Raw genomic sequence first — 22,254 nt, 5'->3', positions numbered from 1 at the left:
TACTGCAACAAGGAATCCCCATGAGCGAAGCCAACGTGATCCGTCCCAGTGGCCGTACCCCGGAGCAGCCGCGCGAGATCCGCCTGACCCGTGAGTTCACTCGTCACGCCGAGGGTTCGGTGCTGGTGGAGTTCGGGGAGACCCGCGTGCTGTGCACCGCCTCTGTCGTGGCGGGCGTGCCGCGCTGGCTGCGTGGGTCCGGCAAGGGCTGGCTGACCGCCGAGTACGGCATGCTGCCGCGTGCGACCCATACCCGTAATGATCGTGAAGCGGCGCGTGGCAAGCAGGGTGGCCGCACGGTGGAGATCCAGCGTCTGATCGGCCGTGCGCTGCGCGCCGCGGTGGACCTCAAGAAGCTGGGCGAATACACCATCACCATCGATTGCGATGTGCTGCAGGCTGATGGTGGCACGCGCACCGCGGCGATCACCGGTGGCTGTGTGGCACTGGTCGATGCGCTGCAGGGCCTGCAGCGTGAGCGCAAGATCAAGACCGACCCGCTGGTGAGTCTGGTCAGTGCCGTGTCGGTCGGCATCTACAAGGGCGTGCCAGTCGCCGATCTTGACTATCCGGAAGACAGCAAGGCCGATACCGACATGAATGTCGTGATGGCTGAAGGCAAGGGGCTGATCGAGGTGCAGGGCACCGCAGAAGGCGCAGCCTTCGATCGCGCCGAGCTCAATGCCCTGCTGGATCTCGCCGAGCGTACCGGTGAGCAGCTGTTCGCCGCCCAGCGCGCCGCACTCGGCATGCCGGCCGACGCCTGAGTCCTGCGGCCCGGCGCTACTTCATGTGTGCCATGTCTTCAGAGCGATGTCATGAGCGCTTGAGGCCAGACAGAAAACGCCCCCACCGCTTGCGCGATGGGGGCGTTTTCGTCAGTGCCCGAAGGCAGATCATGCGACTGGCAGGGAGGCCCGAGGCCGAACGCTCAAGGGGTGACAGCGTGCATCACAGCTCGAGGTCGTACTCGACGATGACCGGTGCGAACTCGCTGAAGGTGGCATCGGTGTCGATCCAGGCGTCCTTGATATGACGGCGCAGGTTCGGGTCGATGACCTGATAGTCGAGGCGCCAGCCTTCCTGACGGGCGCGCGGCTGGTCACTGTCCAGCGCTGGCCACCAGGAGTACTGGTCGGCATCGCGATTGACTTCGCGGAAGGCGTCGATGAAGCCGATCGGGCCGAAGACCTGATCCATCCATGCGCGTTCTTCCGGCTTGAAGCCCGGCGTCATCTGATTGTCGGACCAGTTGGCGAGGTCGACAGTCTTGTGGGCCACATGCCAGGTGCCGCAGATCATGTAATCACGACGCTTGCGGCGCAGCTTGCTGAGGTATTCCTGGTACTGCTCCATGAAGGCGCCCTTGGCAGCCGGATCACTCCCATCAGGCATCAGGAAAGAGCAGATGCTGAAGCGGTCGTAATCGGCCTGCAGGTAACGGCCTTCGTTATCGCACTGCTCAAAGCCCAGTCCATACATGATGGCCTTGGGAATCTGGCGGCAATAGAGGCCAACCCCTGAGAAGCCGTCTTTTTCGGCGTCCAGGAAGTAGCCTTCGTACCCTTCCGGGTAGAGGATGCTGTCGTCGAGCTCGAAGCTCTTGGCCTTGAGGTTCTGGATGCAGACGACGTCGGCGTCCTGACTGGCAAGCCAGTCGAGGAAGCCGCGGCTGACCGCTTCTCGAATACCATTGACGTTAACTGTAGCGATTTTCATACGTGGTCCCTGGTTCGTCGCGCCTGTATGATACCCGAGCTTTAGACGATTTGGTAAATGGCTAACGAATTCAAAGGTGATATCGGATGCAGGACTACCAGCGGGAGTTCATTGAGTTTGCCATCGAGCAGGACGTGCTGCGGTTTGGCGAGTTTACGCTCAAGTCCGGGCGGGTGAGCCCCTACTTCTTCAATGCTGGTCTATTCCGCTCCGGACAGGCCCTGGCACGTCTGGGACGCTTCTATGCGCGTGCCATCGTCGAATCAGGCCTGGAGGCCGATGTGCTGTTCGGTCCGGCGTACAAGGGTATCCCGCTGGGTGCCGTGACGGCCGTGGCGCTGGCTGACCATCATGATCGTGACATGCCGTTCACCTTCAATCGCAAGGAAGCCAAGACCCACGGTGAAGGGGGCTCGTTGGTCGGCGCGCCCCTCGAAGGCCGCGTGATGATCATCGATGATGTCATCACCGCCGGCACCGCCATCGGCGAAGTGATGGAGATCATCCACGCCGAGAGTGCCAAGGCGGCGGGCGTCGTGATCGCACTGGACCGCCAGGAGCGCGCTCCCGATGGTCAGGGAGGCCTGAAGGCGAACAGCGCCATTCAGGAAGTGGAGGCACGTTTCTCCATGCCCGTGGTCAGTATCGTGACGCTCGACCAGGTGCTCGAATATCTGGAACAATACGCACAGCAGGAACTGTCTGGGCATGCGGTCGCGATTCGCGACTACCGTGCGCAATACGGTCTCCAGGGCGCCTGAGAGCGTTCATGACCCGCGCAGCATTACCTTCCCAGTCACGTACAGAGGTGCATACATGACAGCTCACCGTAACATTCTCGGCCTTTCGGCAGCCATCCTCGCTGCCAGTCTGTCCGCCCCGGCCATGGCCGGCAACGCTGACCTCAACCTGAATAGTGAAGCCGTTCAGGGCGAAATCAATGGCGAGATCAGCAATGGCGTCCAGCTCGGCGGCGGTATCCTGTCCAGCGATGACCATGACGACGTCACGGCTGGCCACGTCCAGCTGCTGGGCACCGAGCGCACCAGCGAATACGACGTGGGCCTCGGCGCACGCTGGAGCCAGTACGACACCGACCACGGTGACGGCGGCGGTCTGGGCCTCGGCGGCTACGGCTACTACTACCTGCCGGGCGCACCGCGCGTCTCGCTGGGTGGCTACGGCTACGTGACCCCGGACGTCGCGACCAGCAACGACCTCGAGCACAGCTACGAATACGGCCTGCGCGCACGCTATCAGGTCATCGACAACGTCGAAGGCTATGTCGGCTACCGCAAGGTGAAGGCCGACTTCGAGAACCGTGACGAACGCACACTGGATTCCGGCCCGCTGGTCGGTATGCGTCTGCAGTTCTGAGCATGGTTCTCGGCAACGCGTGCTCCGCGTGAGTCACGCATTGCGGTAAGATGGCGGGCCCTCCGGGGCCCGCTTTGCGTTGTCATGACCAGGTGATCATCGCCGGGCAGCCCCCTGTTTTCGCCTTCTGCCGCGAGTCTGCTCATGCTCGATATCGTGCTCTATCAGCCCGAGATTCCGCCCAATACCGGCAACATCATCCGCCTGTGTGCCAACACCGGTTACCGCCTGCATCTGATCGAGCCATTGGGGTTCGAGCTGGATGACAAGCGCCTGCGCCGTGCCGGTCTCGATTATCATGAGTGGGCACGTGTGCAGCGCCATGCCAGCCTCGATGACTTCGTGGCGAGCGTGAGGCCTTCGCGGGTCTTCGCGCTCTCGACGCGTGGTCGCACCGCGCCGCATGAGGCCAGCTTCCAGGCCGGTGATGCACTGGTATTCGGCCCCGAGACACGTGGCCTGCCACAGGCGATGCTCGACAGCCTGCCCCGCGAGCAGGTGTTGCGCCTGCCGATGCTGGCCGACAGCCGCAGCATGAACCTGTCGAATGCCGTCGCCGTGGTCGTCTATGAAAGCTGGCGTCAGCTCGATTTCGCCGGCGCCGCAATTCTTGATTGATCGTCCAGCACGCGATTGATCGACCATCGCTCCGCGTGAGATGCATTTTCGCTCCCTTTCTTCGCCCAGCAGGACACCGTGATGACCGAGATCCGTGATCGCCTCGCCAAGCTCAACCCCCGCCAGCAGGAAGCCGTGCGCGCCATCGATGGCCCCTGTCTGGTACTGGCCGGTGCCGGATCAGGCAAGACCAGCGTGATCACGACCAAGATCGCCTATCTGGTGCAGGAATGCGGCATGAAGGCACGCAACATCGCCGCCGTGACCTTCACCAACAAGGCGGCGCGCGAGATGAAGGAGCGTGTCGGCAAGATGCTCAAGGGCCGCGAGGGCCACGGGCTGATCGTCTCGACCTTCCACACTCTCGGACTGACCATCATCCGCGGCGAGCTGAAGACGCTGGGCTACAAGCCGGGCTTCTCGCTGTTCGACACCGATGACGCCAAGGTGTTGATCAAGGAGCTGATGCACAAGGAAGCCGACACCGACGCCGAGCAGATCAACGCGGTGCAGAGTCAGATTTCCAACTGGAAGAATGACCTGGTCCTGCCCGGGGCGGCGCTGTCGCATGCCGAGGATGAAGACGCCCAGTACGCCGCGGTGATCTACGAGGCCTACAACCGGCATCTCAAGGCCTACAACGCGGTGGACTTCGATGACCTGATCCTGCTGCCGGTGGTGCTGTTCCGTGATCACCCCGAGGTGCTGGCGCGCTGGCAGCGGCGCATCCACTACATGCTGGTCGATGAGTATCAGGACACCAACATCAGTCAGTACCTGCTGGTGAAGATGCTGATGCAGGAGCGCCAGACCTTCACGATGGTGGGCGACGATGACCAGTCGATCTACGCCTGGCGCGGGGCGCGCCCCGAGAATCTCGTCACTCTCGGCGAGGACTTCCCGCGCCTGAACCTGATCAAGCTGGAGCAGAACTATCGCTCCACCGGCATCATCCTGCGCGCGGCCAACACCCTGATCGCCAACAACCCGCACGTCTACGACAAGACGCTGTGGTCGCAGATGGGCGATGGCGACCCGATCCGCATCATCATGAATCGCAACGAAGAGGCCGAGGCCGAGCGCGTGGCGGGCGAGATTCTCACGCGGCGCATCAAGGAAGGCGCCGAATGGCGTGACTTCGCGGTGCTCTATCGCGGCAACTTCCAGGCGCGCCTGCTGGAGCTGAAGCTGCAGCACTACCAGATTCCCTACAAGCTCTCCGGCGGCACCTCCTTCTTCGGGCGCAACGAGATCAAGGACGCGATGGCCTATCTGCGTCTGCTGATCAACCCGGCGGACGACAACGCCTTCCTGCGCATCGTCAATGTGCCGCGGCGGGAAGTCGGGCCGGGCACGCTGGAGAAGCTGGCCAACTACGCCACCGGGCGTGGCGTGTCGCTCTACGCCGCCTGCAGCGAGATGGGCCTGCGTGAGCAGCTGAGCGAGCGGGCGCTGGACCGCCTCGGCCGCTTCACCCACACGCTGGACCGCGTGCGCCGCGAGATGGACGCCGGCCAGTCGATCAGCGCGATCCGCGAGCTGTTCCGCGAGGTGGATTACGAAGGCTGGCTGTATCAGAACGCCAGTGCGCCCAAGATCGCCGAGCGGCGCATGGCCAACGTCTGGATCCTGATCGATCAGCTCGAGAAGTCGATCAGCGGCAATCCGCAGGAAGAGGTGGAGGAGCTGGAGGGCAGCGAGGCGATGATCGGCGATACCGAGACCGGCGATGTCGCGGCGGCCATCTCACGCCTGGTGCTGCGCGACATTCTCGAGCAGCAGGCCGAGGAGGATGACTCCGACCGCGTGCAGCTGCTGACGCTGCATGCCTCCAAGGGCCTGGAGTTTCCGCATGTCTACGTGCTGGGGCTGGAGGAAGACCTGCTGCCGCACCGCAACTCCATCGAGATGGACACGGTGGAGGAGGAGCGCCGCCTCGCCTACGTGGGCATCACGCGGGCGCGCCGTACTCTGGTGCTGACGCTGGCGCGCCAGCGCAAGACCTACGGCGAGATGATGGACTGCGTGCCGAGCCGCTTCCTGGACGAGCTGCCGCCGGAAGACCTCGAGTGGGAAGGGCGGGCCGACAAGCCGCAGGATCAGGAGAAGAAAGTGGCCCGCGGGCGGGATGCCATCGCGGGCCTGCGTTCGTTGCTGGGCTGATGTTTACCGTCGGGTGCTGTGCGCTGAGGTTCAGCGCACGGAATCGAGCAGGTAATCCACCGCGGCCTTCACTTCCTCATCGGAAAGCGCCGGATTGCCGCCCTTGGCCGGCATGGCATTGAAGCCTTCGATGGCGTGGGTGTAGAGCGTCTCGTCGCCCTTGGAGAGACGGCCTTCCCAGTCGCCGGCCTCGCCCAGGCGCGGGGCACCGGCGGCACCAGTGGTGTGACAGGCCATGCAGATGCCACCGTAAACCTTCTCGCCGTCTATCGCGCTGGCGGCATTGGCTTGCCCGCCAGCGCCACTGTCCGCCGGCTGTGAGCTCGCTGCCGAGGCATCACCGGCGCAGGCGTCGCCCTTCACGCATAGCTCGCCCACCGGCTTGAGTCGCTCGGCAATCGCCTCGCGGGAGTTGTCTGCGGCCTGTGCGGATGCGCTGACAAGCACGCTGAACAGCATCGCGCTCAATGAGAATGACAGGGGAGAGCGCTTGAGGGGAAAAGCAGCTGGCCGGCGAGCTTGCATGGCGTGCACCTTTTGGGGCTGTGTATCGAGCCAGTATAGCGCTCGCCGGAGGGGCAGCAACCGCATGGCTGGCGGGATATCTCGACATCGTAGAATCAAGACGTTACCATAAGCGCGCCTCGGTTCACTGCAACCCTGGCATGCGCGCCCATAGCTCAGCTGGATAGAGTACTGCCCTCCGAAGGCAGGGGTCGCAGGTTCAAATCCTGCTGGGCGCGCCAACGGATTCCCGTCACCGGCGCCATCGCCGGTCGACACCCGAAAAGCCCTCGTACCTCACGGTGCGGGGGCTTTTTGCATTGCGGCGTGCGGCAGCGGCGCAGGCGACTTTCTTTGACGTCATCAAACGAGTGTTCTAAAACGGGGTGAACCACGCCGGCGATCCTCCTCGCGCCGGTCGCTATCGGCTGGTACGCCATACTTGTGGCTGTCTGCCTTCGCTGCTGGCTCCGCCGGCCCTCACTGGATGTTCTCATGACGACTGCCGCCCCTGTTGATCCTGCTTCGCCTGAGCCTGCTACCTCGACTGAATCTGCTGCCTCGCCTGCTGGCTCGTCTACTGAGAGCAGCGAGGCTGCCACTCGGGAAATCACGCGCATGCAGGCGCTGCTGGAAGACCAGCGCGCCGCCTATGGCCTGTCGCCTATGCCCAGCGCCAACGAGCGCCTGGCCTGGCTGACTTCGCTGCGTGATGCGCTCAAGTCGCACGAGGAGGTCTTGGTCGCGGCGATCAGCGCCGATTTCGGCCACCGCAGCGCCCATGAGACGCGGCTGGCCGAACTGGTGCCGAGCTACGAAGGCATTCGTCATGCGCGCCGTCACCTGAAGGGCTGGATGAAGCCCTCGAAGCGCCATGTCAGCGCCGCCTTCCAGCCGGCCTCTGCGCGTGTCGTCTATCAGCCGCTGGGCGTGGTCGGCATCATCGTGCCCTGGAACTATCCCCTCTATCTGGCGCTCGGCCCCTTGATCAGCGCCCTGAGCGCCGGCAATCGGGTGATGATCAAGATGAGCGAGTTCACCCCCGAGACCGCCGAGGCGCTGCGCGTGATGCTGCTCGATGCCTTCGATGAGGTGCAGGTGGCCGTGGTGATCGGTGAGGCCGATGTGGCGGCGGCCTTCTCGGCCTTGCCCTTCGACCACCTGCTGTTCACCGGCAGCACGGCGGTCGGCAAGCATGTGATGCGTGCCGCGGCGGACAACCTGACTCCCGTGACGCTGGAGCTGGGCGGCAAGTCGCCGGTGATCATGTCGCGTGAGCTGATGGCGGATGAGGCGCAGCGTCGTGAGGCGGCGGGGCGGCTGGCCTTCGGCAAGGGCATGAACGCCGGCCAGACCTGCGTCGCGCCGGACTATGTGCTGTGCAGTGAGGACCAGGTCCCGCTGCTGGTCACGGCGCTGGGCGAGGCATTCCAGCGCTTCTATCCGCGCTTCTGCGAGACGCAGGACTATTCGCGCATCATCAATCAGCGTCAGTACCAGCGCTTGCGAGAGGTGCTCGAGGATGCCCTGGCGAAGGGGGCGACACTCAGGCCTCTGGTCGACAGCCCCGACTGGGATGACCCGGAGCTGGTCGAGAAGCGTCTGATGCCGCCGCTGGCGTTGCTCGATGTGACGGATGAGATGCGCGTGATGCAGGAAGAGATCTTCGGCCCGCTGCTGCCGATCGTCGGCCTGTCGGCCCCGGGAGCTTCGAATGAGGTGGAAGGCGAGACGAGCGTGAAGGGCACGTTGCTGGATGCACCGGCGGATACGCTATCCGTCGCGATGGCCTATGTGAACGCCCGGCCCCGGCCGCTGGCACTGTATTACTTCGGCCACGACAAGCAAGAACAGCAGCGGGTCACCGAGGGCACGCATGCGGGCGGAATGTGTCTGAATGACACCCTGCTGCATGTGGCGCAGGATGACATGCCGTTCGGCGGCATCGGGCCGTCCGGGATGGGGCATTATCATGGCAGGGAAGGTTTCCAGACGCTCAGCAAGGCCAAGGGAGTCTTCGCCAAGGGGCGCATGAATGGCGCGCGGCTGATGTATCCGCCCTATGCCGACGGGCCGACAGCGCGCGCCATCCATGGTCTTATCCGCCGCCTGCTGATGCGCTAGGCGTTTCAGCGGTGCAGGTCGCCGGCACTTTCCGGCTGGTAATGCAGCGCCTCGATACGCACCTCATGCAGGCTGCCATCCGGCAGCCGCCACTCGATGAGGCTGCCGACCTTGAGGCCGAGCAGGGCAGCCCCCAGTGGCGCCAGCACCGACAGGCCATCCTGCTGGCCGGGCAGCGCATGCGGATAGACCAGCGTGCGCACCAGAGTCTGCTGGCGGGTCAGGTCCGTGAACTCCACGCGGCTGTTCATGCTGACGATATCGGCGGGCACCTCGTGAGGCTCGACGACCTCGCCGCGCTCCAGCTCGTCCTCAAGCTGTTCTGCCACCTGACGGTCGGCGGCGGCAACGCGATCAATCAGGCGCTCGAGGCGTTCGGCGTCCAGACGATTGATGATGATCGAGGGAAGTGTGGCCATGAGACCTCCTGTCAGTCGTGGTGTCAGCCCCTTGTGAGCAAGGCCTTGCTGGACACCAAAAAAACAGCCCTCCGCCGGGAAGGGCGAAGGACTGTGTGCAGAAGTCATCATATAAACTTCGCTCGGCGATGGATAGTCCATTCAGGCAACTTGAGGTCAGCGCGAGGGCTATGACTGAGCTATGGCTGGACAGTGGTCGGGCATTGGAAGAGCCAGGAGAGAGCAAGGGGCAGACCCGCTCACTCCCGCGTCAGGCGCTGGAGCTGACGAACAGCCAGTCAGTGATCTCGTCGCGATTGAGCACGACCAGCTGCTGGGCGCGCGGAGACTCTTCCAGATGGTCCGGATTGATGCCCAGCTCGCGCAGGACGTACTGCACCAGTGCACCGCGTGTCGGCAAGTGCAGCTCACCATCCACCATGCCGTGGTCCTGTTCTATCAGGCCGCGCTCGGCGGGTGTCAGGCGTGGGTCGGCGCCCAGCTTCAAGGTGACTCGCGTCTCCCAGCCTTCATCGCACTCGCGCTGGCTACCTTCCAGGGCTTCACCGAACAGCTCCGGCACCGCGCGGAATCGAGACAGCACGAAGTCGCGAAAAGCGCGGTTCTTCTCGCAGAAGGCTCGCACATGCCAGCGGCCAGCGGCGTAGACCAGCGTGTGCGGGCACAGGATGCGCTCCTCCCCCTGGGGGGAGTTGAGAGAGGCATAGGTCACCTCGAGACGCGCGCCCTGACTGGCGGCCTCGATCAAGGCCCTGACCACAGGTGGGCTGGCGCTGCGCGACGGCAGGCGCAGGGCCTCGGTATTTGCCTGCCCTAGCCCCAACCCGGTGAAATGCGGATTCAGATTGTCGTGATTGCCCAGCAATTGCAGGTATTCATCGACCTCACCCCGCGTCAGCATGGGGCAGAAATTCGCCGACGGACGGTAGCCCTTGATGACGGGGTCATACTCGAGATTGTTCTCGGCGACCGTCTCGCGGTAGGTCTTCATGACGCGCGAGGCTTGCTGTCTGGCGATACCGAAGGCGTTGCCCAGATGACGCGAAGTGACGCGCCCCTCCCACAAGGCGATGATCTCGATCAGGCGGTAACGCGCCAGCGTGTCCCATGGCAGGACTTCGAGGCGTTGCTTGATGCTCATTGCTGAATCCTTTCATACGGGTCTTCTGGAGCGTATTCGTGACGCATTGCACACACCTGGCGTGGCAATGGCGACACATGGCGAGTGCTCACGAGGATCGGTAAGAGGACCCTGCTCCGGGTGGCGTGTGGTGAACAAGTCTTCGTTAACTGCAGGATATGCATGAAGAAAGCTCCGGCAGAAGATACCTGCTCCGTTGCGTTGACCCTAGTGACCGCGCATCGACGTCTCGTTTTTGCGTCGTCCAAACGCGACGCATCATTAGAATTTGACGATTTATCTTCGCTCTGTGGTGTGTGATTGCGCACTATCAATACATCAAGACATTACGTTGCGCAGTGGCATTGGCCGCGTGTGGCATGCTCTGGATGAAGACGCTATATGCACAACACAAATATGCCTCATATAACCCTCATTTAAGTGTTAGAGATGCCTCAGGCCAAGGTATCGCGCAAAGTTGCCTTATTCTGCGAGCCCTAATAGCGACGCACTTCCTGCAATGACATTCATAAGTATTAGAGAGATGGTCATGCTGCCCTTTGCGGCAACAGCGAAAAGTGCTCAAACGCAAAAGACCCGCCGAGTTGGCGGGTCTTTTGCGTTTGAGCACGATGCCCCCTGCCATCAGACAGGGGGCGGGCTGGGCCAGCTTACTTGCTGGCGCGCTTGCGCTCGTTCTCTTTCAGGTGCTTCTTGCGGATACGGATGTGCAGCGGAGTGACTTCCACCAGCTCATCGGAATCCAGGAACTCGATCGCCTGTTCCAGGGTGAAGCGAATCGGCGGCGTCAGCACGATGTTTTCATCGTTGCCGGTAGAACGCATGTTATCGAGCTTCTTGGCCTTGGTCGGGTTCACGACCAGGTCGTTGGCGCGGTTGTGGATACCGACCAGCATGCCTTCATAGACTTCGGTACCGTGACCGATGATCAGCTTGCCACGTTCCTGCAGGGTGTACAGGGCGTAGGACAGCGCCTTGCCCGGCACCATGGAGATCATGACGCCGTTGCGACGCTCGACGCCTGCGCCTTCCTTCAGGTCACCGTAGTGATCGAAGCGGCTGGTCAGGATACCGGTACCGGAGGTCAGGGTCAGGAACTGGCCACGGAAGCCGATCAGACCGCGAGACGGGATGATGAAGTCCAGACGCACACGACCCTTGCCATCCGGGTTCATGTTGGTCAGCTCGCCCTTGCGGTAGCCCAGCTCTTCCATGATGGAGCCCTGGTGCTGCTCTTCACAGTCGATGATGACTTCTTCGTACGGCTCCTGCTTCTTGCCGTCGATTTCCTTGATGATGACTTCCGGACGGCCCACGGCCAGCTCGAAGCCTTCACGACGCATGGATTCGATGAGAACGGAGAGGTGAAGCTCACCACGCCCGGAGACGACGAACTTCTCCGGAGTCTCGCCCTGTTCGACGCGCAGTGCGACGTTGTGGATCAGTTCCTGGTCCAGACGCTCACGGATGTTGCGGCTGGTGACGAACTTGCCGTCCTGACCGGCGAACGGAGAATCATTGACCTGGAAGGTCATGGAGACGGTCGGCTCATCGACGGTCAGCGGCGGCAGCGCTTCGACAGTGGCGGTGTCGCAGATGGTGTCGGAGATCGCGAGGTTCTCGATACCGGTGATGCAGACGATGTCGCCGGCAGTCGCCTTGTCGGTCTGCACGCGGTCCAGGCCCATGTGAGTCATGACCTGGCCGATCTTGCCCTTACGGACAGCGCCTTCCTTGGTGATGATGGACACCTGCTGACCCGGGCTGACGGCGCCGCGCTTGATGCGGCCCAGACCGATGACGCCGACGTAGCTGTTGTAGTCCAGTGCGGAGATCTGCATCTGGAACGGACCGTCCAGCTCGACCTTGGGCGGCTCGACGATGTCGACGATGGACTGGAACATCGGGTCCATGGTGTCTTTCAGGTCTTCCGGGTCCATACCGGCAATGCCGTTGAGGGCAGAGCAGTAGATGATCGGGAAGTCGAGCTGCTCGTCAGTCGCGCCCAGGTTGTCGAACAGATCGAAGATCTGGTCAACGACCCAGTCAGGGCGAGAGCCCGGACGGTCGATCTTGTTGACGACGACGATCGGCTTCAGGCCCTGGGCGAATGCCTTCTGGGTCACGAAGCGCGTCTGCGGCATCGGGCCATCGACGGCATCGACCAGCAGCAGCACGGAATCGACCATGGACATCACGCGCTCGACTTCGCCACCGAAGTCAGCGTGCCCGGGGGTATCCACGATGTTGATGTGGTAGTCGTTCCACTGGATCGCGGTGTTCTTCGCGAGAATGGTGATGCCGCGCTCTTTTTCCTGGTCGTTGGAATCCATGATGCGTTCCTGACCCTCGGCCTTGCGGTCCAGGGTGCCGGACTGACTCAGGAGCTTGTCGACCAGGGTAGTTTTACCGTGGTCAACGTGGGCGATGATGGCTATGTTGCGAAGTTTCTCGATCACGACGGGAACCTGTGCGGAAAATGGGCGCTCGCGTACCGGGCGCTTGTGATTTGGGGCGCATTATAGGGGGCATGGCATGCCTCCTGCCAGCATCGTGCATTCACGAGGCGAGTCAGCGAGTGCCTTCAATTGGTCTGAAGTGCCCAAATGATTGTCTCTCAAGTCTTTTCCGCCCCCCTGTCGCGCATGAAAAAAACTTGTGAGTCGAGGCCGACATCAGGAGGAAAGGAAGAAATGACCGCAATGTGATGCTGACGTGATCATCGGGTGTGAGCGGAGAAATACTTGAGATCCAGTATTTTGCACCATCGTGGAGCAATGACGTTTTTTGGTGCACCCAAATGATGAATCTGCACTGCGCGGCAAGAATTTTTGCACCTTGTCGGCCCATCCTTGGTCGGGTTTTCGTGCTGCATGCATGAAGATGATGATGTTTTTTTTCAGCATATTCATGATCTTACTGAAATCGACGATGCGGCGTGCGCCATTCTGGCACGCTCGCTGCATTGTTAGAGCATCCTGTCTGATGGCTGGCATAACGACGCCGACCATGAGAGAAAAGGCTTACAAAATAGAGCAATAACCCCAGACAACGCTGACACCAACTGTAACCAGAGCCGCCGGCTCCATCGGAGAATTACCATGGCTGAGAAGACACTTGCCCTGATTGAAGAACACGAAGTCAAGTGGGTTGATCTGCGCTTCACCGACACCAAGGGCAAGGAGCAGCACGTCTCCATCCCGGCGCGTGCAGTGGATGAGGAATTCTTCGAGAACGGCCAGATGTTCGATGGTTCCTCCATCGAAGGTTGGAAGGGCATCAACGAATCCGACATGATCCTGATGCCGGACGACGGCACTGCCTTCCTCGACCCGTTCACCGAAGACACCACCCTGGTGCTGCGCTGCGACGTCATCGAGCCGGCCACCATGCAGGGCTATGAGCGCGATCCGCGCTCCGTCGCCAAGCGCGCCGAGGAATACCTGAAGTCTACCGGTCTGGGCGACACCGCCTTCTTCGGTCCGGAGCCGGAATTCTTCATCTTCGACGAAGTGCACTGGAAGAACGAGATGAACGGTTCCATGTTCAAGATCTCTTCCGAAGAAGGTGCCTGGGCGACCGATTCCACGCCGGAAGGCGGCAACCTGGGTCACCGTCCGCGTCTGAAGGGCGGCTACTTCCCGGTCCCGCCGATCGACAGCTTCCACGATATCCGTGCTGCCATGTGCAACACCCTGGAAGCCATCGGTCAGGAAGTCGAAGTTCACCACCACGAAGTGGCGAACGCCGGCCAGAACGAGATCGGCGTCAAGTTCAATACCCTGGTCAAGAAGGCCGATGAGGTTCAGGAACTCAAGTACGTGATCCACAACGTGGCTCACGCCTACGGCAAGTCCGCGACCTTCATGCCCAAGCCGCTGGTCGGTGACAACGGTTCCGGCATGCACGTTCACCAGTCCTTCTGGAAGGATGGCGACAACCAGTTCGCCGGTGACGAGTACGCGGGTCTGTCCGAAATGGCCCTCTACTACATTGGCGGCATCATCAAGCACGCTCGTGCCCTGAACGCCTTCACCAATGCGTCCACCAACTCCTACAAGCGTCTGGTGCCGGGCTTCGAAGCGCCGGTCATGCTGGCCTACTCTGCCCGCAACCGTTCCGCTTCCATCCGCATTCCGTACACTGCCAGCCCGAAAGGCAAGCGTGTCGAGGCGCGTTTCCCGGATCCGACGGCCAACCCGTACCTGGCGTTCTCCGCGATGCTGATGGCCGGTATCGACGGTATCAAGAACAAGATCCACCCGGGCGACGCGATGGACAAGAATCTCTACGACCTGCCGGCCGAAGAAGCCAAGTCCATCCCGACCGTGGCCGAGAGCCTCGAACAGGCCCTGACCGCGCTGGACGGCGATCGTGAGTTCCTGACCCAGGGCGGCGTCTTCACCGACGACATGATCGATGCCTACCTCGAGCTGAAGGGCGAAGATGTCCAGCGCCTGCGCATGGCGACTCACCCGCTCGAATTCGACATGTACTACAGCGTCTAAGCACTGCAACGCCTAAGTACAGCAGCGTCCAGGCGCTGCAGAGGTTGAGGCAGCCATTCGCTAGCCACGCCATCTGACGGGGTGCCTTCCAGGTGGAGGCAAGCCCCGGACGATGACGACAGCAGGGCCATACCGACAGGTGTGGCCCTGTTTTTCGTTCTGACTCTTTGCTCTGATCCTTTTCCCTGATATCGGCCATGCTGATGACAGACCTGCAGGGCGCGGTGGTAGCCTTGCGTGACAGTCAATGCCCACAGGCGTCTTGTCGAGGGCCCCAAATGCTGGCATCAACGCGGTAAGCTTTGTAACTTGTTAGCCTTGTCATCAGGCAGCAGGATCGCCTGCCGATAGACCCAATCCCGCTGGAGCTGCCTGCGGCTTCTGGCCTCCCATGACTCTCTTCAGGAATCTTCGGATGTGGCCCTTCGTATCCTCCCTGCGCGTCGCGAACCCCGCGACGGACTCGCGTGCACTGCCAGCAGCGCGCCCCGAGCCACTGCAGTGCCTGCTGCTGGCAGCGACGCTGATGCTGACGAGCCTGTCGTTCGATCTTCAGGCGGCCCAGGTCTATCGCCACGTCGATGCCAACGGCAACGTGGTCTTCAGTGATCAGCCTGCGGGCGGCAGCAAGGTGCAGCTGACGCCGCTCAGCGTGGTGCCGTCGACAGAATCCCTGCCGCCGCGGCGCAGCACGCCGTCGCGCGTGAGCTCTTCCTCATCCAGCGAGAGCACCCGCACCCGGGCGCCTGCGGTGGATGTGGCTTTCCGTGGCTATACCACCTTCACCATCCAGAGCCCGTCCAACGAGGAAACGCTGCAGACCGGGCAGGCGGGCAATCTGGCGGTACGCCTGGGGATCGAGCCCAAGCTGCGTCCGGAAGACAAGGTGCGCGTGACCGTGGATGGCGCGCCGTCTCAATCCGCCATGCACAGTACCGTCTTCATGGTGCCGGCGCTGGAGCGTGGCAAGCATGTCATCCAGGCGGAGTTGCTGGATTCCACCGGCCGCGTACGCCAGACCAGCGAGCCGAAGGTGGTCTATGTGCAACGCGCCAGCGTCAATCTGCCTCGCAATCCCAACAATCCTGCCAATGCTGGCGGAGGCTAGCAGCGTCTGGGCGGCCTTCTTTCATCTCGCGTTTCTCCTTGGCTGACAGGCCGCCTTCGGGCGGCTTTTTCGTGTCTGGGCCAGTCGATATCGGTTTGCCTGATGGCGGAGTGAAGCAACACGAGCTCGAGCGCGATTTCTCGCCTGCACCATTTTGGTGCCAATATGAGGGGGCCGAAATGGTTGCACAGCATCGGACGCCGTGTTCTCGGTGCCTGCACCAGACTGGCGCGGTTATTGCAGAACAGGGAGACGTACTGCAGATGGCGAACAAACCCATGCATCAACGACTGCTCGAACACCTCAACACTGCCGTGGTGGTGCTGGACTCACAACTGCAGATGGTCTGGATGAATCCCGCCGCGGAGACGTTGCTGGCGGTGAGTCTGGTGCGCGTGAAGGGCAGTACGCCCGACAACATGTCCGGATTGGATGACACCCTGGTCAATGTGCTGCGCAAGGCGCTGGAGGAACAGCATCCCTACACTCAGCGTGAGGCCGAGATCATCAACGCGGCCAATGAAGCGCTGACGGTGGATTTCACCGCGACGCCCATCAGCGCCGATGAATTGCTGGTCGAGATAGAACCGCGTGACCGCCTGATGCAGATCTCGCGCGAAGAAGCGCTGATCGCCCGCCAGGAGGCGGTCAAGGTGCTGACACGCGGGCTGGCGCATGAGGTCAAGAATCCTCTCGGCGGCATTCGTGGCGCTGCCCAGCTCCTCGAGCGTGACCTGCCCGAACCGCAGATGGTGGAATTCACGCGCATCATCATCGAGGAGGTGGACCGCCTGCGTGATCTGGTCGACCGCATGCTGGGGCCGAACCGGCCACCGCTGCAGTCACCGGTCAACATCCACTCGGTGACCGAGCGGGTGCGCTCCCTGCTGGCGGCGGAAGGGCATCACATCAAGCTGACGGCCGACTATGACCCGAGCCTCCCGGAGGTCATCGGCGATGAAGGACAGCTGATCCAGGCGGTACTCAACATCGCACGCAACGCGACCCAGGCGCTCAACGAGCAGCCCCGTCCGGATACGCACGAGGGCGAAGAGGCGCCCTGGGAGATCACGCTGCGGACCCGCGCTCGTCGTCAGTTCACGCTGGGCCATGAGCGCCACCGACTGGTGTGCGAGCTGGCGATCATCGACAACGGCCCCGGCATCCCGGAGAGCCTGCGCGAGACGCTGTTCTACCCGATGGTCTCGGGGCGCGCCGAAGGCTCAGGGCTCGGGCTGTCGATCGCCCAGGGCATCCTGCACCAGCATCAGGGGCTGATCGAGTGTGACTCGCGCCCCGGCCATACCGAATTCCGTTTACTCATTCCGCTAGCCGGCACTTCTGGAGATCACACATGAGCGAGACTGCCCGCGTCTGTATCGTCGATGACGACCGCGCCATTCGCTGGGTGCTGGAGCGCGCTCTGGCACAACCCGACCTCGAGGTGGAAACCTTCGAGCGTGCCGACCAGGCCGAAGCCAGCATCATGCGTCAGTGTCCGGATGTCCTGATCACCGATATCCGCATGCCCGGAACCGATGGCCTCGACCTGATGGCGCGCGTGCGCGAGAAATACCCGGACCTGCCCGTCATCGTGATGACGGCGCATTCCGACCTCGACAGCGCCGTGGCTTCCTATCAGGGCGGCGCCTTCGAATACCTGCCCAAGCCGTTTGATGTCGATGAAGCGCTGGCGCTGGTACGGCGCGCCGTGGCACATGCCCGTGAATCCAAGGCACCCGCCGCCGTGCCGGAAGGACTGACCAAGGAAATCATCGGCGAAGCGCCGGCGATGCAGGAAGTCTTTCGCGCCATCGGCCGCCTGTCACAGTCGCATATCACCGTCCTGATCAACGGCGAGTCCGGTACCGGCAAGGAACGCGTGGCCCAGGCGCTGCATCAGCACTCGCCGCGCGCCGCCAAGCCGTTCATCGCACTCAACATGGCCGCGATTCCCAAGGACTTGATGGAATCGGAGCTGTTCGGCCATGAGAAGGGCGCCTTCACCGGCGCCACGGCGCTGCGCCGCGGGCGCTTCGAGCAGGCCGATGGCGGCACGCTGTTCCTCGATGAGATCGGTGACATGCCCGCCGAGACCCAGACTCGCCTGCTGCGCGTGCTGGCCGATGGCGAGTTCTATCGTGTCGGTGGCATCACGCCGGTCAAGGTCGACGTGCGCATCATCGCCGCGACGCACCAGCACCTGGAAAAGCTGGTCGAGGATGGGCGTTTCCGTGAGGATCTCTTCCACCGCCTCAACGTGATTCGCGTGCATCTGCCGCGCCTGTCGGAGCGCCGCGAAGACATCCCGCGTCTGATGAGTCACTTCCTGGGCGAGGCCGCGCGTGAGCTGTCGACCGAGCCCAAGGTGCTGACGGAGGCCGCGGAGAAACACCTGACGCGCTTCGACTGGCCGGGCAACGTGCGCCAGCTCGAGAACACCTGTCGCTGGCTGACGGTGATGGCCTCGGGGCGTGAAGTGATGATCGAGGACCTGCCGCCGGAGCTGCGAGATGCCAGCGGCACCGAGGCGGCCTCCGGCGATTGGCGTGGTGCCTTCCGCGAGTGGGCAGACCGCGCGCTTGCCGCCGGTCATACCCATCTGCTGGAAGAAGCGGTGCCCGACTTCGAGCGTATTCTGATCGAGACGGCCCTCAAGCATACCGGTGGTCGCAAGGGCGAAGCCGCCGAGCTGCTGGGCTGGGGGCGCAACACCCTGACCCGCAAGCTCAAGGTGCTGTTGCCGGCGCTGGCCGAGGACTGAGGATAGCCTGAGCGGGTTCGAGGGCAATCTTGGCGAGCTGAGGATGACTTGAGCGGGCTGGAGACAAGGAGAACAGGGTGCCACAATCCCTGTTCTCTTTTTTCATGCGCGTCATTCACCTGTTATCTGCTCGCCGGCGCCAGCACTCGGCGCCTGCCAAGGAGTTGCCTGATGTCATCAATGAGCTGGGAGCGACTGCTGGAACCGAGTCGCCTGCATGACGCACCGGGCACCGTATCGCGTGAGATGGGGCGGACTCCCTTCCACAAGGACCACGACCGTATCGTGTTCGCGGGTTCCTTCCGTCGCCTGGGGCGCAAGACCCAGGTTCATCCGCTGACCGACAACGACCACATCCACACGCGCCTGACCCACTCGCTGGAGGTCGGCTGCGTCGGCCGCTCGCTGGGCATGATGGTCGGCGAGAAGCTCAAGGAGCAGTTGCCCGACTGGATCACGCCGTCGGATCTCGGTGTCATCGTCCAGACCGGCTGCCTGGGGCATGACATCGGCAACCCGCCCTTCGGGCATGCCGGGGAGTACGCCATCCGTGACTGGTTCGCCGCCGAGGCCGCCAGTGATCACGGTCGGCTGGCCGGGCTGAGCGATGCCGAGCGCGAGGACCTGCTCACCTACGAAGGCAATGCCCAGGGCTTTCGCATCGTCACCCAGATCGAATACAACCAGTTCCATGGCGGCATGCGCCTGACGGCAGCGACGCTGGGCACGCTGCTCAAGTACCCGTGGACGGTGGAGCACGCCACGGCGGGCGGCAAGTTCGGCTGCTATCAGAGCGAGCGCGTGCTGCTGGATCAGGTCGCCGAGCGTTGCGGTCTGCTGGCACGGGCCGATGGACGCTGGTGCCGTCACCCGCTGGCGTGGCTGGTCGAGGCCGCCGATGACATCTGCTATGCGCTGCTGGACCTGGAAGATGGCCTCGAGATGGGCATCCTGCAATTCGAGGAAGTATTCGAGATTCTCACCGGCATCAGCGGTGGCGAGCCGCGCGAATATCAGGAGATGGTCGCCCGCGGCACTTCCCAGCGGCGCAAGGTGGCGGCGCTGAGAGGCGCGGCGATGGAGCGTGCCGTCAATGATGTCGCCGAGGCTTTCGTCCAGCGCGAGACGGAACTGCTGGCCGGTACGCTCAGCGAAGACCTGCTCGACCTGTGCCACCCCGACCTCGGCTGGGGCGTGCGGGAAGCCAAGAATCTGGCGCGCCAGAAGATCTTCCGTAACGAGCGCAAGGCCAAGCTGGAGATCGGCGCCTACACCACGCTGGGCATCCTGCTCGAGGCCTTCATCGGCGCTGCGCATGAGCTGCATACCACGGGGCGTTCCAGCTTCAAGCATCAACGTGTGCTGGCATTGATCGGCGAGAACACGCCGACCAAGGATTGGGATCTCTACCGCAGCTATCGGCGCATGCTCGACTTCATCGGCGGCATGACGGACCACTTCGCGGTGGACCTCGCCCAGGAGATGGGCGGGCGCCTGCGCGGTGACTGAGAGCGAGGCGCCATCAGCCCGATCATCTCAAGCCTGATCTCTTCATGCCTATTCACCCAAGCTTGACCACTGCAGGCTTCATCACTTTCAGCCTCATCATTTCCCGCCAGGGAGCGGTAGCGGCGATGTGCCGTTCCCTGGTGGATGCCTGCGGTCCGGCCTGACATCTGCTGCCTTCTCTGCGCCTTTTCTGCGTCTTCCCCCTCTGTGGCTGCCCACCTCTGTGCTGCTTGTTCTGACTGTGTCTTCCTTGCTGATTTGCCTGTCGCTGCCAGCCCTGTCGTCGTGCTTCCTGTTCCTCTCTGGGCCCTGAGCGCCAAGGCCTGCCAGGCGCTAATAAATGACTTGCTTGCGTTAAATTATCTTTACGTAGGCGCTTGGATCGTTGTACTAGGATTGTACGCAGTGGGGATGCGTGTATCGCAATCACTCATGATAAGCTGTTATCATGCATGGCAACAACGATAAATGAGGCTTATATATGAGCAAGGAAACCCGAAAGGTATCCGCCAAGGCGGCGGGGGATCGGCCCGAAAAGCCCTTCGACATGATCGACAAGCCGACCTTCTTCGGTTCGATCTTCCTGCTGTTGGCAGTGACGCTACCCCTGGTCATCTTCCCCGAGCAGGGCGCGATGTGGGTATCGGCGGCCAAGAACTTCGTCACCAGCAAGCTCGGTGTGCTCTATCTGCTGCTCGGCGTGGGGGCCGGCGGCTTCATGATCTACATCATCTTCAGCGACATCGGTCAGATAAAGCTCGGTGATGCCGAGGAGAAGCCTGAATTCTCCATCGTGTCGTGGGCGGCGATGCTGTTCTGCGCCGGCATCGGGGCCTCCATCCTGTACTGGTCGATGATCGAGTGGGTCTACTACTACCAGTCGCCCCCATTCCATGTGGAAGGCCAGACACCGGAGGCAGCGGAATGGGCCGCGGCCTACGGCATCTTCCACTGGGGCCCGCTGGCATGGGCGATCTACCTGATCCCCGCCGTGCCGATCGCCTACTTCTACTACGTGCGTCACCACAGCGTGTTGAAGATTTCCGAGGCGCTGATGCCGGTGCTGGGCGAAAAGCTGGCACATGGCTGGCTGGGCAAGCTGATCGATATCAGCTTCGTCTTCGGCATGCTGGGCGGCGGCGCGACCACCCTGGGGCTGGCGGCACCGATGATCAACGAGGGGGTGCACGAGCTGTTCGGGGTGCCCAAGTCGCTGACCACGCAGATCGTGGTGCTGCTGGTGTGTACCGCCCTGTTCGGCTACAGCGCCTACGTGGGCCTCAAGAAGGGCATCAAGCTGCTGTCAGACATCAACTTCTGGCTGGCGGTCGGCCTGTTGCTGTTCATCTTCATCGTGGGGCCGACCCTGTTCATGGCCAATACCGGTCTGGATGCGCTGGGCCGCGTGATGAGCAATCTGATCCACATGGCCACCTGGCTTGAGCCGTTCGCTGAGTTCAAGGGCTTCGAGGACACGCACTTCCCGCAGGACTGGACCATCTTCTACTGGGCCTGGTGGCTGGTGTTCGCGCCCAGCGTGGGGCTGTTCATCGCGCGTATCTCGCGGGGCCGCACCATCCGCGCCATGGTCGCCGGTTCGATGTTCTTCGGCACCATGGGCTGCTTCCTGTTCTTCATGGTGATGGGCAACTACGGCCTCTACCTGCAGCTGTCCGGTGAGCTGGACGTGGTCACCATCCTCAATGACCAGAGCCCGACCGCGGCCATCTTCGCGATGCTGCACACGCTGCCGCTGGACTACGTGGTGATCTTCGCCTTCACGCTGCTGGCGCTGATCTTCACCGCGACCACCTTCGACTCCATCTCCTACATTCTGGCCGCTGTGGTCCAGAAGGAAGTCGATGAAGAGCCGATGCGCTGGAACCGCCTGTTCTGGGCCTTCGCCCTGTCGTTCATGCCCATCGTGCTGATGTTCATCGGCGGGCTGGAGACCCTGCAGACGGCTTCCATCATCGGGGGGGTGCCGCTATTGGCAGTGGCCTTGATGCTGTGCATCTCCATCGTGCGTGCCGCGCACTATGACCTGCGCTACCAGCCGGATTACACGGTCAAGGAAATCAATATCGAGGAATTCCCGGCGGATGACCCCTGGACCGAAGAAGGCACCTGGGAAATCCCCGACGAGGATGTGCCGGCAGCAGGCAAGCCGCGGCAGGACCCGCCCAAGGATCATATCGAAGGCGACCCGCACAGCCGCCCCTCGCGCCTGTAAGGAGATGAGCCAGCTGGCCAGTTGAGCGGCCAGTACCAGACGACAAGACGCCGCCCATTGGGCGGCG

Annotated in this window: 18 protein-coding genes and 1 tRNA gene; 13 read left to right on the top strand and 6 right to left on the bottom strand. The window is 62.4% G+C overall.

Annotated features, from left to right (window positions below):
- The first annotated feature begins 20 nt into the window (after positions 1–20).
- On the top strand, positions 21–767 hold the full coding sequence (rph, locus tag AC5WNI_RS16690) for a ribonuclease PH (protein ID WP_175090624.1): 747 nt from the start codon (positions 21–23) through the stop codon (positions 765–767).
- Between the two features lie 184 nt (positions 768–951).
- Here rph and AC5WNI_RS16685 read toward each other — a convergent pair whose 3' ends face one another.
- Positions 952–1,719, bottom strand: a complete 768-nt coding sequence (locus tag AC5WNI_RS16685) for an exodeoxyribonuclease III (protein WP_043331765.1) — start codon at positions 1,717–1,719, stop codon at positions 952–954.
- A gap of 86 nt (positions 1,720–1,805) precedes the next feature.
- Between AC5WNI_RS16685 and pyrE the strand changes: the two genes are divergently transcribed.
- The 4 genes from pyrE (at position 1,806) to rep (ending at position 5,877) form a co-directional block, all read left to right on the top strand.
- A complete protein-coding gene (gene pyrE, locus AC5WNI_RS16680; RefSeq protein WP_107335804.1) occupies positions 1,806–2,480 on the top strand; it encodes an orotate phosphoribosyltransferase in 675 nt (224 codons plus the stop codon).
- Between the two features lie 55 nt (positions 2,481–2,535).
- Positions 2,536–3,096, top strand: a complete 561-nt coding sequence (locus AC5WNI_RS16675) for a YfaZ family outer membrane protein (RefSeq protein ID WP_175090625.1) — start codon at positions 2,536–2,538, stop codon at positions 3,094–3,096.
- A gap of 144 nt (positions 3,097–3,240) precedes the next feature.
- Positions 3,241–3,714: a tRNA (uridine(34)/cytosine(34)/5-carboxymethylaminomethyluridine(34)-2'-O)-methyltransferase TrmL gene (gene trmL / locus AC5WNI_RS16670; RefSeq protein WP_175090626.1), complete on the top strand. Its 474-nt coding sequence runs from the start codon at positions 3,241–3,243 to the stop codon at positions 3,712–3,714.
- A gap of 81 nt (positions 3,715–3,795) precedes the next feature.
- Positions 3,796–5,877, top strand: a complete 2,082-nt coding sequence (gene rep / locus AC5WNI_RS16665) for a DNA helicase Rep (RefSeq protein WP_495928562.1) — start codon at positions 3,796–3,798, stop codon at positions 5,875–5,877.
- Between the two features lie 30 nt (positions 5,878–5,907).
- Here rep and AC5WNI_RS16660 read toward each other — a convergent pair whose 3' ends face one another.
- Positions 5,908–6,402, bottom strand: coding sequence for a c-type cytochrome (locus AC5WNI_RS16660; RefSeq protein WP_175090628.1), 495 nt, complete (start codon positions 6,400–6,402; stop codon positions 5,908–5,910).
- Between the two features lie 144 nt (positions 6,403–6,546).
- Between AC5WNI_RS16660 and AC5WNI_RS16655 the strand changes: the two genes are divergently transcribed.
- Together AC5WNI_RS16655 and AC5WNI_RS16650 are read left to right on the top strand one after the other, a co-directional pair.
- Positions 6,547–6,623, top strand: a tRNA-Arg gene (locus AC5WNI_RS16655).
- A 376-nt stretch (positions 6,624–6,999) separates the two neighbouring features.
- Positions 7,000–8,505, top strand: a complete 1,506-nt coding sequence (locus tag AC5WNI_RS16650) for a coniferyl aldehyde dehydrogenase (RefSeq protein ID WP_175090629.1) — start codon at positions 7,000–7,002, stop codon at positions 8,503–8,505.
- A gap of 5 nt (positions 8,506–8,510) precedes the next feature.
- Here AC5WNI_RS16650 and rnk read toward each other — a convergent pair whose 3' ends face one another.
- The 4 genes from rnk to AC5WNI_RS16630 form a co-directional block, all read right to left on the bottom strand.
- Positions 8,511–8,924: a nucleoside diphosphate kinase regulator gene (gene rnk / locus AC5WNI_RS16645; RefSeq protein ID WP_175090630.1), complete on the bottom strand. Its 414-nt coding sequence runs from the start codon at positions 8,922–8,924 to the stop codon at positions 8,511–8,513.
- A 250-nt stretch (positions 8,925–9,174) separates the two neighbouring features.
- The gene (locus AC5WNI_RS16640; protein ID WP_043331776.1) at positions 9,175–10,065 is read right to left on the bottom strand and encodes a WYL domain-containing protein; all 891 of its coding nucleotides are present in this window, start codon (positions 10,063–10,065) and stop codon (positions 9,175–9,177) included.
- Between the two features lie 650 nt (positions 10,066–10,715).
- A complete protein-coding gene (gene typA / locus AC5WNI_RS16635) occupies positions 10,716–12,524 on the bottom strand; it encodes a translational GTPase TypA (protein ID WP_175090631.1) in 1,809 nt (602 codons plus the stop codon).
- A gap of 216 nt (positions 12,525–12,740) precedes the next feature.
- A complete protein-coding gene (locus tag AC5WNI_RS16630; protein ID WP_285460724.1) occupies positions 12,741–13,031 on the bottom strand; it encodes a hypothetical protein in 291 nt (96 codons plus the stop codon).
- 135 nt (positions 13,032–13,166) lie between these two features.
- On the opposite strand from AC5WNI_RS16630, the gene glnA reads away from it, so the two are divergent.
- From glnA to AC5WNI_RS16600, 6 genes are all read left to right on the top strand, one after another.
- Complete coding sequence (gene glnA, locus AC5WNI_RS16625; RefSeq protein ID WP_175090632.1) at positions 13,167–14,573, top strand: glutamate--ammonia ligase; 1,407 nt, start codon at positions 13,167–13,169, stop codon at positions 14,571–14,573.
- Between the two features lie 415 nt (positions 14,574–14,988).
- Entirely contained in the window at positions 14,989–15,681 is a 693-nt protein-coding gene (locus AC5WNI_RS16620; RefSeq protein WP_254627213.1) for a DUF4124 domain-containing protein, read from the top strand.
- Positions 15,682–15,944: 263 nt separating this feature from the next.
- Positions 15,945–17,039, top strand: a complete 1,095-nt coding sequence (gene glnL / locus AC5WNI_RS16615; protein WP_282627967.1) for a nitrogen regulation protein NR(II) — start codon at positions 15,945–15,947, stop codon at positions 17,037–17,039.
- Positions 17,036–18,445, top strand: coding sequence for a nitrogen regulation protein NR(I) (gene ntrC / locus AC5WNI_RS16610; protein WP_043335756.1), 1,410 nt, complete (start codon positions 17,036–17,038; stop codon positions 18,443–18,445). Before glnL ends, ntrC begins: the two co-directional genes overlap by 4 nt.
- A gap of 171 nt (positions 18,446–18,616) precedes the next feature.
- On the top strand, positions 18,617–19,954 hold the full coding sequence (locus AC5WNI_RS16605; protein WP_175090633.1) for a deoxyguanosinetriphosphate triphosphohydrolase: 1,338 nt from the start codon (positions 18,617–18,619) through the stop codon (positions 19,952–19,954).
- Between the two features lie 481 nt (positions 19,955–20,435).
- Positions 20,436–22,187, top strand: a complete 1,752-nt coding sequence (locus tag AC5WNI_RS16600) for a BCCT family transporter (protein ID WP_175090634.1) — start codon at positions 20,436–20,438, stop codon at positions 22,185–22,187.
- The last annotated feature ends 67 nt before the right edge of the window (positions 22,188–22,254 follow it).

The organism is Cobetia sp. PDI-12MA, assembly GCF_059507695.1.
Note: the sequence above shows the minus strand (reverse complement) of the source record. Positions and strands in the feature narration are given on the sequence as shown.

Bases quoted from the DNA above. Each gene is read 5' to 3' on its own strand.
- rph (WP_175090624.1), top strand. From the start codon at position 21: ATGAGCGAAGCCAACGTGATCCGTCCCAGTGGCCGTACCCCGGAGCAG.
- AC5WNI_RS16640 (WP_043331776.1), bottom strand. From the start codon at position 10,065: ATGAGCATCAAGCAACGCCTCGAAGTCCTGCCATGGGACACGCTGGCG.
- AC5WNI_RS16630 (WP_285460724.1), bottom strand. From the start codon at position 13,031: ATGCAGCGAGCGTGCCAGAATGGCGCACGCCGCATCGTCGATTTCAGT.
- AC5WNI_RS16660 (WP_175090628.1), bottom strand. From the start codon at position 6,402: ATGCAAGCTCGCCGGCCAGCTGCTTTTCCCCTCAAGCGCTCTCCCCTG.
- AC5WNI_RS16620 (WP_254627213.1), top strand. From the start codon at position 14,989: ATGTGGCCCTTCGTATCCTCCCTGCGCGTCGCGAACCCCGCGACGGAC.
- AC5WNI_RS16650 (WP_175090629.1), top strand. From the start codon at position 7,000: ATGCAGGCGCTGCTGGAAGACCAGCGCGCCGCCTATGGCCTGTCGCCT.
- AC5WNI_RS16675 (WP_175090625.1), top strand. From the start codon at position 2,536: ATGACAGCTCACCGTAACATTCTCGGCCTTTCGGCAGCCATCCTCGCT.
- rep (WP_495928562.1), top strand. From the start codon at position 3,796: ATGACCGAGATCCGTGATCGCCTCGCCAAGCTCAACCCCCGCCAGCAG.
- ntrC (WP_043335756.1), top strand. From the start codon at position 17,036: ATGAGCGAGACTGCCCGCGTCTGTATCGTCGATGACGACCGCGCCATT.
- trmL (WP_175090626.1), top strand. From the start codon at position 3,241: ATGCTCGATATCGTGCTCTATCAGCCCGAGATTCCGCCCAATACCGGC.
- AC5WNI_RS16685 (WP_043331765.1), bottom strand. From the start codon at position 1,719: ATGAAAATCGCTACAGTTAACGTCAATGGTATTCGAGAAGCGGTCAGC.
- AC5WNI_RS16600 (WP_175090634.1), top strand. From the start codon at position 20,436: ATGAGCAAGGAAACCCGAAAGGTATCCGCCAAGGCGGCGGGGGATCGG.
- pyrE (WP_107335804.1), top strand. From the start codon at position 1,806: ATGCAGGACTACCAGCGGGAGTTCATTGAGTTTGCCATCGAGCAGGAC.
- glnL (WP_282627967.1), top strand. From the start codon at position 15,945: ATGGCGAACAAACCCATGCATCAACGACTGCTCGAACACCTCAACACT.
- AC5WNI_RS16605 (WP_175090633.1), top strand. From the start codon at position 18,617: ATGTCATCAATGAGCTGGGAGCGACTGCTGGAACCGAGTCGCCTGCAT.
- rnk (WP_175090630.1), bottom strand. From the start codon at position 8,924: ATGGCCACACTTCCCTCGATCATCATCAATCGTCTGGACGCCGAACGC.
- glnA (WP_175090632.1), top strand. From the start codon at position 13,167: ATGGCTGAGAAGACACTTGCCCTGATTGAAGAACACGAAGTCAAGTGG.